The sequence below is a fragment of the Dermabacter sp. p3-SID358 genome (assembly GCF_025147465.1).
Taxonomy (GTDB): domain Bacteria; phylum Actinomycetota; class Actinomycetes; order Actinomycetales; family Dermabacteraceae; genus Dermabacter.
In genome coordinates this window covers 37,057-45,999 of the sequence record NZ_JALXOZ010000018.1, presented here as the reverse complement: position 1 = coordinate 45,999, position 8,943 = coordinate 37,057, and the positions used below count along the sequence as shown (strand labels likewise).

Here is an 8,943-nt window from a genome sequence, read left to right as displayed (position 1 = left end):
GGCTGTGTCAGCGAGTACCAGGTGGAGGGGCCCTCCCGGCGCCCCGGGGCCCCCCCCCCCCCCCCCCCGCTTTCGTGTTTTGCGCGATTAGTCGAGTACTCGAGCCCCGATCGTCCACGAAGCGGTGTGCGATGCGCCCGGGGCGAGGTGGATGAGGTCCTCTCCCGTGCGGAAGGCATCTGGCGGGCACGTCATGGGTTCGACGGCGAGACCAGCGCGGTTCTTTGCTGGATCGGGATGGTCAGCGGTGTGGATTTGTGCCCACGGGAGAGAAACAGGGTCAAACTCCACCCACACTTCACCAATCGCGCTCCGTACAGTTATGCGTCCTTCGGAAAATCCCGTGTAGGCGTGGTCGATCGAGCGTTGGCCGATAGGGGAGCCATCAAGATTCAGTTCGGGGTGGTTCTCGAGGGGCGAGAGCGTGGCGGGAAGAAGACGCTCGTCTACCTCGAGCACGTGGGAGGCGGGCACGCGCGCCTCCCACTCATTCATCTCTTCCTCGCCGGGCACCACATAAGGGTGGGGGCATACGCCGTAAGGGGCTCGGCGCTCGCCGAGATTTGTCGCAGTCACCTCCGTGGTAATGGCGTCTTTGTCGAGGACGTATCGCACGCGGATCTCGAGTGGGAAGGGATAACCCGGCACGGGAATAATGCGGTGAACAAACTCGACGGAGTTTTCAGAATGGTTTTCGACTGCAAAGTCGCTCCAGCACACGAGTCCATGAAGGGCATTTCGGCGTTCGTGTTCGTTGAGAGGCAGTTCGTATTCCACGCCTCCGTAAGAGTAAGATCCATCCCCAATTCGGTTTGGCCAAGGAGCGATGATTCCGCCGCGATAGCCGAACTGAACATCGTCGAGGGGGCTGGGCACGAGAAAGTCGCGCTCGCCGATGCAGAAGCGATTGAGTGCGGCGCCCACACTCGTAAGCTCGGCGCGTGCGCTCGCGTTCGAGAGGGTGACGATCGTTCCTCTGAAGGGGGAGTGCGAAATGCTCATGGATGTCCTTTCACCGGTGTGGTTCTGTGAGGCCAAGAATGCGGCTTGTGCGTGCGAGGTTTTCTCCGGCATCGTCGTTGGCGGGGAACATGGAGCGAAGTTTTGGTTCCCATCGGTCCGCATGCTCGGGAAATGCTCGCTTGAGGAGGTCGAGCATGATTGACGTTGCGGTCGATGCACCGGGTGACGCGCCAAGAAGCCCGCTCATGCTTCCATCGGAAGACGTAATGAGCTCGGTTCCGAATTGGAGGGTTCCGCGCGTGCGCGAGAGTGGTGCAATGACCTGGACACGCTGACCGGCTGTAAGGAGCTCCCAGTCCTTTTCTTGTGCGTTCGGAAAGTACTCGGCGAGCGCTGCCAAACGATCCTCGAAGTTCTGAGTGACCTGCGAGGCGAGGTAGGCGATGAGATCGAGGTTGCCGGGCGCAACCGAGGCCATGGGAAGGGCGTTTGAGGGGCGGACCGAACGAAAAAGATCGGTCGCGGAACCCGATTTGAGGAACTTCGGGCTCCAGCCCGCATAGGGCCCGAACATGAGCTCGCGCTTGCCGCCTATGAAGCGCGTATCGAGGTGGGGGACGCTCATCGGGGGTGATCCGACGGCTGCTTTCCCGTACACCTTGGCTTCGTGCCGCGCAGCGATCTCTGGGTTCGTGCAGCGAAGCCACTGCCCGGAGATCGGGAAGCCGCCGTAGCCGCGGATTTCGTTGATCCCGGAGCGTTGGAGGAGGGGGAGGGCAGCTCCGCCCGCACCCACGAACACGAATGGAGCGCGAACGACGCGGGTTGTTCCGCCCGTGGACGCCATGACGCCCCAGTCGTTGCCCATGCGGCGCAAATCCACAACATCGGCGCCGTAGTGCACGCTCGTGCCTTTTTTCTGAGATGCGTCGAGGAGCGCGCGTGTGAGGGAGCCGAAGTCGATGTCGGTCCCCGCGAGCGAGTGAGTTGCGGAAAGGGAAGTCCCCGTGCCTCGGCCCTCCATGACGAGCGGGGCCCACTCGGTGAGGCGGGCCGGGTCTTCCGTGTATTCGAGCGACGAAAACAAGGGGTGCGTGCGGAGTGCATCGAATCGTGCCCTGAGGAAGCGCCGGTTCTCTTCACCGTGGACGAGGCTCATGTGCGGAACGGTGCGGATGAAGCGCTCGGGGTGATTGAGCGTGCCGCTTTCGACGAGGTGTGCCCACCACGTTCGCGAGACCTGAAACTTTTCATTGATGGCGACCGCTTTATTGATCGAGACGCGGCCGTGCGCATCGATGGGGGTGTAGTTGAGTTCGCACAGGGCGCTGTGGCCGGTCCCGGCATTGTTCCAGGCGTGCGAGGATTCGAGCGCGGGGCTCCTCAGGCGTTCGAGAACCACGATGTGCCACGTCGGTTCGAGTTCGCTCAGCATCATCGCGAGGGTTGCCGAGGCGATTCCGGCACCGATGAGGACGGCGTCGGCGCGCTCGATCTCGAGAGTCGCGTTCGCGCGAGGCGAGTGCTCGTGAGCTCGCATGGGCTTAGGTGCTCCTTCGATCTAGCGAAAACGACTGCGGCGCTTTAAAGCGGCGGTGTGTCACTCAATCCTAGGGGGTTGGGGGCGGGCCTTTCACCCCGCTGGCGAACAAGGGCGCACTGGGTAGATGCGCGTAGTAGGCTCGTAGGCAACGCCGAAACACCAAGGGAGATTCATGTTCGAGAGGTTTACCGATCGCGCCCGCCGAGTCATCGTGCTCGCGCAGGATGAAGCGCGCCTTCTCAACCACAACTACATCGGCACCGAGCACATCCTTCTCGGCCTTATCCACGAGGGTGAGGGCGTGGGAGCGAAGGCTCTCGAATCGCTCGGAATCACGCTCGAAGGCGTGCGGGAGCAGGTGCGCGAGATCATCACGGAGGGTACCCAGGCACCCACGGGTCACATCCCGTTCACGCCGCGCGCGAAAAAGGTGCTTGAACTGAGCCTCCGCGAAGCGCTCCAGCTCGGCCACGGCTACATCGGCACCGAGCACATCCTCCTCGGGCTCTTGCGCGAGGGCGATGGCGTTGCCGTGAAAGTCCTCACCCGCATGGGTGCCCAGCCCGCGGCCGTACGTCAGGAGGTCATCGAGAGGCTTTCGGGCTACCAGGGCAAGGAAACGGTGAATGCCGGTGGCGGCAATCAGGAGGGGACTCCGTCGGGCTCGCTCGTGCTCGACCAGTTCGGCCGCAATCTTACGCAGGCCGCGCGCGACCAGGAGCTTGACCCGGTCATCGGCCGTGAGCGCGAAGCTGAGCGCGTCATGCAGGTGCTGAGCCGCCGCACGAAGAACAACCCCGTCCTGATCGGCGAGCCGGGCGTCGGTAAAAGCGCCGTCGTCGAAGGTCTCGCGCAGTCGATCGTCGCGGGTGATGTTCCCGAGACCCTTAAGGACAAGCAGCTGTACACGCTCGATCTCGGTTCGCTCGTGGCGGGCTCGCGCTACCGCGGCGACTTCGAAGAGCGCCTCAAGAAGGTGCTCAAGGAGATCAAGACTCGCGGCGACATCGTGCTGTTCATCGACGAGATTCACACGCTCGTGGGTGCAGGCGCGGCAGAAGGCGCGATCGACGCGGCGAACATCCTCAAGCCGATGCTTGCCCGCGGCGAGCTCCAGACCATCGGCGCCACCACTCTCGAGGAGTACCGCAAGCACATCGAAAAGGATGCCGCTCTCGAGCGTCGCTTCCAGCCGATCCAGGTTGACGAGCCGAGCGTCGAAGAGACCGTCGACATCCTTCGCGGCCTGCGCGATCGCTACGAATCGTTCCACAAGGTTACGATTACCGACGACGCGCTCGATGCGGCAGCCCAGCTCGCGGCGCGGTACGTGAATGATCGTTTCCTCCCCGACAAGGCAATCGACCTGATCGACGAAGCGGGTGCGCGCTTGCGCATTCGCCGACTTTCGGCCCCGCCGGAGCTCAAGGAATACGATCAGAAGATCGAGGAGGCGAAGCGCGCGAAGGAATCCGCGATCGACGCGCAGGATTTCGAAAAGGCTGCGAGCCTTCGCGACGATGAGCAGAAGCTCACGGCGGAGCGCAAGGCCAAGGAAGACGCGTGGCGCAATGGCGAGTCCGATGCGATCAGCATTGTCAACGACGATGTGATTGCCGAGGTTCTTGCGGCCGCGACCGGCATTCCGATCGTCAGGCTCAACGAGGCTGAGTCCACGCGACTGCTCAACATGGAAAACGAGCTCCACAAGCGCGTCGTTGGCCAGAACGAAGCGATCAAGACGCTTTCGCAGTCGATCCGCAGGACCCGCGCGGGCCTCAAGGATCCGAAGCGCCCGGGTGGCTCGTTTATCTTTGCCGGCCCCACGGGCGTGGGCAAGACCGAGCTCGCGAAGGCCCTCGCCGAATTCCTGTTCGGTGACGAGGATGCGCTCATCACGCTCGACATGTCGGAGTTCGGCGAGAAGCACACGGCTTCGCGTCTGTTTGGCTCGCCCCCCGGCTACGTCGGCTACGACGAGGGCGGGCAGCTCACCGAGAAGGTGCGCCGCAAGCCGTTCTCCGTCGTGCTTTTCGACGAGATCGAAAAGGCCCACGTCGACATCTTCAACTCGCTCCTGCAGATCCTCGAGGACGGCCGCCTGACGGACTCGCAGGGCCGCGTCGTGGACTTCAAGAACACGGTCATCATCATGACGACGAACCTCGGCACGCGCGACATCGCGAAGGGCGTCTCGATCGGCTTCCAGGCCGGTGGCGATCTCTCGACGAGTTACGAGCGTATGAAGGCGAAGGTCAACGAGGAACTCAAGCAGCACTTCCGCCCCGAGTTCCTCAACCGTGTTGACGACATCGTTGTGTTCCCGCAGCTCTCGCGCGAGGAGATCAAGCAGATCGTCGATCTCATGGTTGGCCGCCTCGACGTGCGCCTCGCGGAGCGCGGCATGTCGGTCACACTCACGCCCGAGGCCCGCACCCTGCTCGCGGAGAAGGGCTACGACCCGGTTCTCGGCGCCCGCCCGCTTCGCCGCGCGATCCAGCGCGACATCGAGGATTCGCTCAGTGAGAAGATCCTGTTCGGTCAGGTGAAGGAGGGCGATGAGATCGTGATCGACGCCGAGGGCGAGGGCCCGCTCGGGATCTTCACGTTTGCCACGAAGAAGGAGGACGGCTCGCTCGAGCCGATTTCCGAGGACATCTCGGTCGAGGACATCGCCGGATAAAACCTTGGCGTAAGCTGCGACATGCACGTTGTCGAAGAGATAGTCGTTCACGCGGGAGAAGCGTGGTGGGTCCACCTCGTGGTAGCCGCCTTCTCTCTCGTGGACGCTTTCTTTCCCACGGTCCCGAGCGAATCATTGCTTGTTTCGCTCGGATCCCTATGGGCGACTTCGGGCAAGCCTTCGCTGATCGTGCTCATCCTCTCCGGTTGGGGCGGAGCAGCGATTGGTGACCACGTGACGTATCAGATCGGCCGCGTTCTCCCGTGGCGCAAGCTGGCCTTCTTCAATGAGGGGCGCCGCGGCCACCGAGCGATTGAGGCCGCCGAACGTGGCCTTGAGAAGCACGCTTTCACGTATCTCATGACGGCCCGTTTCATTCCGCTCGGGCGCACGGCGGTCAATCTCGTCGCGGGTGGGGTGCGGTATCCGCGTTCCCTCTTCACTCCGAAAATTCTCCTCGCGACCTTCCTGTGGGCCGTGTATTCGTGCCTCGTGGGGGCGATCGCGGGCCAGTGGTTTGAGGCACACCCACTCCTCGGGATTCTCGCCGCCCTCGCGTTGGCGTTCGCCGTTTCGCTCCTCGTGGAGCGCCTCGTGCGAAGACTTCACGCGCTCAAGGCAAAGCAAGCGTCGGAAAGCGCTTAGCTCACCGTCCCCACGCGCGCGCCTTCTTACGCGCTCGTGGCGGTTCCTTCCGCACGAGTTCCTGCACCAAGCGTGATGAGCCCGCCCGCGGATTGTGAAACGAAGCCCTCCGCGAGGAGGTCCGCAAGGAGACGCGTGAAGCGCTCCGGTTCGGCCCCGCTTGCGCGCTCGAGAAATCCGACGGTGGCCTCCCCGCCTTCGCGCAGAGTTTTGAGGATCCTGCCCCGAATTTGGCGGTCGGTTCCCTCGTAACCTTGCGGGCGCGTCGTGCGCTCGCCGAGCCCGGGCCGACCTGCTTTGAGCCATGCGCACTGCTCCGCGAGTGGGCAGGCCTCGCACCTGGGATTTCGGGCGCGGCATACGAGCGCGCCGAGCTCCATGACGCCCTCGTTCCAGATTCGGGAGCTCTCGGCACTAGCTGGAACGAGAGCTCCGAACCGGGCGCGGTCACGTTTCGTGACGGACGCGGTAGGAGAGGCTTTTGCGTCGAGGACTCGCGTGAGCACGCGCCTGATGTTGGTGTCGAGAACGCATGCCTTCTGCTCCTGCGCGAAATTCGCGACCGCTGCCGCCGTGTAGTCGCCAATACCCGGAAGTTCTCTGAGGGCATCGACCCCCACGGGAAGCATTCCGCCGTGCTCGTGATCAATCGTGCGAGCGCAATCGAGGAGCCTGAGAGCTCTGCGAGGGTAGCCGAGGGAACCCCATGCTCGCAAAACCTCTGCCGAGTCAGCGAGCGCGAGCGAGTGCGGGGTTGGCCAGCGTTTCATCCACGCACGCCACGGTTCTACGACGCGGGAAACGGGGGTCTGTTGGCTCATGATTTCACTGACGAGAACGCCCCACGCGCTTGTGCCCTCCTCTCGCCATGGGAGGGGCCGGCGCTGGCTCGCGAACCACGTGGCGAGGGGATCGTAGAGATCGGGGCGAGGGCACATATCGCCACATGCTACCGGGGATCAACGCTCGTAGCCTAGAGCTTCGTTCGGCTCCGCCGATGTTGAGGAGATGGACGGACCTACGAAACTGGTGCCTACGCTAGTGAAGAACGAGGTCCACCGTTCGTGCCCGCTGCTTTGTCATAAGGCAACGAGAAACCCCCGGGGAATGAGCACGCTGAAGAGGCGTGCTCATGTCCGTCCGGGGGCGTAGCTGACTCGCTTAAGCGAGCCGAGCCTCACTTTGTGTTCTGTGCCTTGAGAAGGTCGCGGATATCAGTGAGGAGATCGATGTCGGTGAGTTCCGTGACCTCTTCAGTGATGCCGCGGCGCATCTTGTCGAGTTCGCGCGCCTTGTTCACGGGGAGAACGAACACGAAGTACACCACTGCGGCGGTGATGAGGAAGGCAATGACTGCAGAGATGAGCGCGCCGAAGTCGAGGGTCGTTGCCGGGTTGTCCGCGATGATGCGGTATGCGAAGCCATCAACGTTCGTGCCGCCAAAAACGGCCACGACCGGGTTGATGAGGTGGTCGACGAAAGCGCTGATGAGGGCGGTGAATGCGCCGCCGATGACAACGCCGACCGCGAGGTCGAGAACGTTGCCCTTCATGATGAATTCTTTGAAGCCGTTCACGGCCGTGTCCTTTCGGTAAAGGGGGTTCGGAGCAGCCCGGCGCATGCCGGAATAACGCTGCGCAGTCAAAACTAGCCGACCACGGCGATAAATGGAGGCGCATCGAGTGTGCAATGCGCAATAGTTGAAACCTGCGCGCGCTCAATTTCGATTGTCGCCATTGCAGTACCGGACGTAGCGAATGGGGCGACGCCACCGCCCTCGGGAACACGTGGCTCGCGAAGGACTGCACGCACTTCGTTCAGCTTTGGTGCCTGAGCGACGTCCTCGGAGTTTGACGGCCGTTCGCAATACACACGAAGCTGCGTGCCGGGCTCGGCGCCGTCAACGACGCTGGAGGCGGAAATGGGGATCGAAACGAGGGCACGTTCGGTGCCGAGCGCAGATTCGGCTTCCCGCAGGTGCTCCCGGAGAACGAGAGCTCCCTTTTGGATCGATCCCGCAGTGCTTTTGCCCATGACCTCGCGGGAACTCCGAGCAGCGCCCTCGGGAACAAGATCGGGCCGTACTTTCGCAGTCGTCAGGTCTCCCACCTCGATTGTTTCGCCTGGCGAAAAATTACGGTCTGCAACAACCACGGAGATTCCAGGGAGGACATGTGCGGCAAGTGGCGGTGCTCCGAAACTCACGAGCCCGGCGACAATGACGAGGGCTACGAGCCCCCGATTCTTCCGTACGGCACGCCGCACGTAAGGGGCAGCAGTGGCAAGTTCGCGTCGAGCTCGCGCGAGCGATGATTCTTCTCCCATGCGCTCCACGTTAGGGATGAATCGTGCCGCGAATGCCGCGTGGAGGGGATGTTGGGGACGCAGCTCGGCTGTGAAGCATGCGCCGTGGCGTGAGGTTAGGCGGGTCTGCTGAGGGCAGCGAGACCTGCCTCGGTGAGAACCTCGGGTATTTGTACATCGTGGGGCTCACGGGGCAGCGTACCGGGATCGAGGAGTTCAGTCTCGTGGATGAGGGTGAGTACGCGGGTTTCGGCGCGCACATGGGCGAGAGCTCGATCGTAGTATCCCTTACCGTGCCCGAGACGCGTTCCTGAAAGGTCAACGGCGACGGCGGGCGTGATGATGAGGTCGGCGCGAGCGAGCCCCTCGGTCCCGTAGGAATCGCCCGTGGGTTCGGCGCCAAACTTCGCGCCGCGTGAAGGAACGAGAGTTTCGTGCCCGTCCCACACACGCCACCCGAGAAGTTCCCCTTCGTAGGTGGGAAGTATGACGATGTGACCGTCGCGTGCCTTGCGTCGCAGCCACGCGAGAGCGCTTGCCTCGGCAGGCACGGGAACGTAGCCCGCAATGACGAGGGGGCCTCGCGCGGCGTCAATCCATGGGTCGATACTTTTCTCGAGCTGGGCCCGGATTCGGCGGGCGCTTTCCCGCGCTGCCTCTCCTCCGTAGGTCTCTCGGCGGGACCGAAGAATCTCGCGGCGAAGCGCTCGCTTCGTTGCGGGCGTGATGCTCTCGTTCATGAGGACATCGTGCCACAGCACCATTTTCGGGTCGACCCTTCACGCTTCAGTAGTCACAACGTGCC

The 8,943-nt window shown here is 63.0% G+C and carries 8 protein-coding genes; 2 read left to right on the top strand and 6 right to left on the bottom strand.

Annotated elements, in window-relative coordinates; translation table 11 throughout:
- Positions 1–87: 87 nt before the first annotated feature.
- Positions 88–1,002 (bottom strand): aldose 1-epimerase family protein, encoded by a 915-nt coding sequence (locus M3B90_RS08435; RefSeq protein WP_259889822.1) that lies wholly within the window; start codon positions 1,000–1,002, stop codon positions 88–90.
- 10 nt (positions 1,003–1,012) lie between these two features.
- Positions 1,013–2,503 carry a malate dehydrogenase (quinone) gene (gene mqo, locus M3B90_RS08430; protein WP_259889821.1) on the bottom strand — a complete coding sequence of 497 codons (1,491 nt, stop codon included), beginning with the start codon at positions 2,501–2,503 and terminating at the stop codon, positions 1,013–1,015.
- A 175-nt stretch (positions 2,504–2,678) separates the two neighbouring features.
- Here mqo and M3B90_RS08425 point away from each other — a divergent pair, with 175 nt between their 5' ends.
- A complete protein-coding gene (locus tag M3B90_RS08425) occupies positions 2,679–5,189 on the top strand; it encodes an ATP-dependent Clp protease ATP-binding subunit (protein WP_259889819.1) in 2,511 nt (836 codons plus the stop codon).
- A 21-nt stretch (positions 5,190–5,210) separates the two neighbouring features.
- The gene (locus M3B90_RS08420; RefSeq protein WP_259889818.1) at positions 5,211–5,834 is read left to right on the top strand and encodes a DedA family protein; all 624 of its coding nucleotides are present in this window, start codon (positions 5,211–5,213) and stop codon (positions 5,832–5,834) included.
- Positions 5,835–5,860: 26 nt separating this feature from the next.
- Here M3B90_RS08420 and M3B90_RS08415 read toward each other — a convergent pair whose 3' ends face one another.
- From M3B90_RS08415 to M3B90_RS08400, 4 genes are all read right to left on the bottom strand, one after another.
- Positions 5,861–6,655, bottom strand: coding sequence for an A/G-specific adenine glycosylase (locus tag M3B90_RS08415; protein WP_259889817.1), 795 nt, complete (start codon positions 6,653–6,655; stop codon positions 5,861–5,863).
- A gap of 356 nt (positions 6,656–7,011) precedes the next feature.
- Positions 7,012–7,410, bottom strand: coding sequence for a large conductance mechanosensitive channel protein MscL (mscL, locus tag M3B90_RS08410; RefSeq protein ID WP_259889816.1), 399 nt, complete (start codon positions 7,408–7,410; stop codon positions 7,012–7,014).
- 71 nt (positions 7,411–7,481) lie between these two features.
- On the bottom strand, positions 7,482–8,159 hold the full coding sequence (locus M3B90_RS08405; RefSeq protein ID WP_259889815.1) for an SAF domain-containing protein: 678 nt from the start codon (positions 8,157–8,159) through the stop codon (positions 7,482–7,484).
- 95 nt (positions 8,160–8,254) lie between these two features.
- On the bottom strand, positions 8,255–8,878 hold the full coding sequence (locus tag M3B90_RS08400; RefSeq protein ID WP_259889814.1) for a 5-formyltetrahydrofolate cyclo-ligase: 624 nt from the start codon (positions 8,876–8,878) through the stop codon (positions 8,255–8,257).
- Positions 8,879–8,943 lie beyond the last annotated feature (65 nt).

What these genes read in the sequence shown, in the direction of transcription:
- M3B90_RS08405 (WP_259889815.1), bottom strand. Translation starts at nt 8,159, where the DNA reads ATGGGAGAAGAATCATCGCTCGCGCGAGCTCGACGCGAACTTGCCACT.
- M3B90_RS08415 (WP_259889817.1), bottom strand. Translation starts at nt 6,655, where the DNA reads ATGAGCCAACAGACCCCCGTTTCCCGCGTCGTAGAACCGTGGCGTGCG.
- M3B90_RS08420 (WP_259889818.1), top strand. Translation starts at nt 5,211, where the DNA reads ATGCACGTTGTCGAAGAGATAGTCGTTCACGCGGGAGAAGCGTGGTGG.
- mqo (WP_259889821.1), bottom strand. Translation starts at nt 2,503, where the DNA reads ATGCGAGCTCACGAGCACTCGCCTCGCGCGAACGCGACTCTCGAGATC.
- M3B90_RS08435 (WP_259889822.1), bottom strand. Translation starts at nt 1,002, where the DNA reads ATGAGCATTTCGCACTCCCCCTTCAGAGGAACGATCGTCACCCTCTCG.
- M3B90_RS08400 (WP_259889814.1), bottom strand. Translation starts at nt 8,878, where the DNA reads ATGAACGAGAGCATCACGCCCGCAACGAAGCGAGCGCTTCGCCGCGAG.
- M3B90_RS08425 (WP_259889819.1), top strand. Translation starts at nt 2,679, where the DNA reads ATGTTCGAGAGGTTTACCGATCGCGCCCGCCGAGTCATCGTGCTCGCG.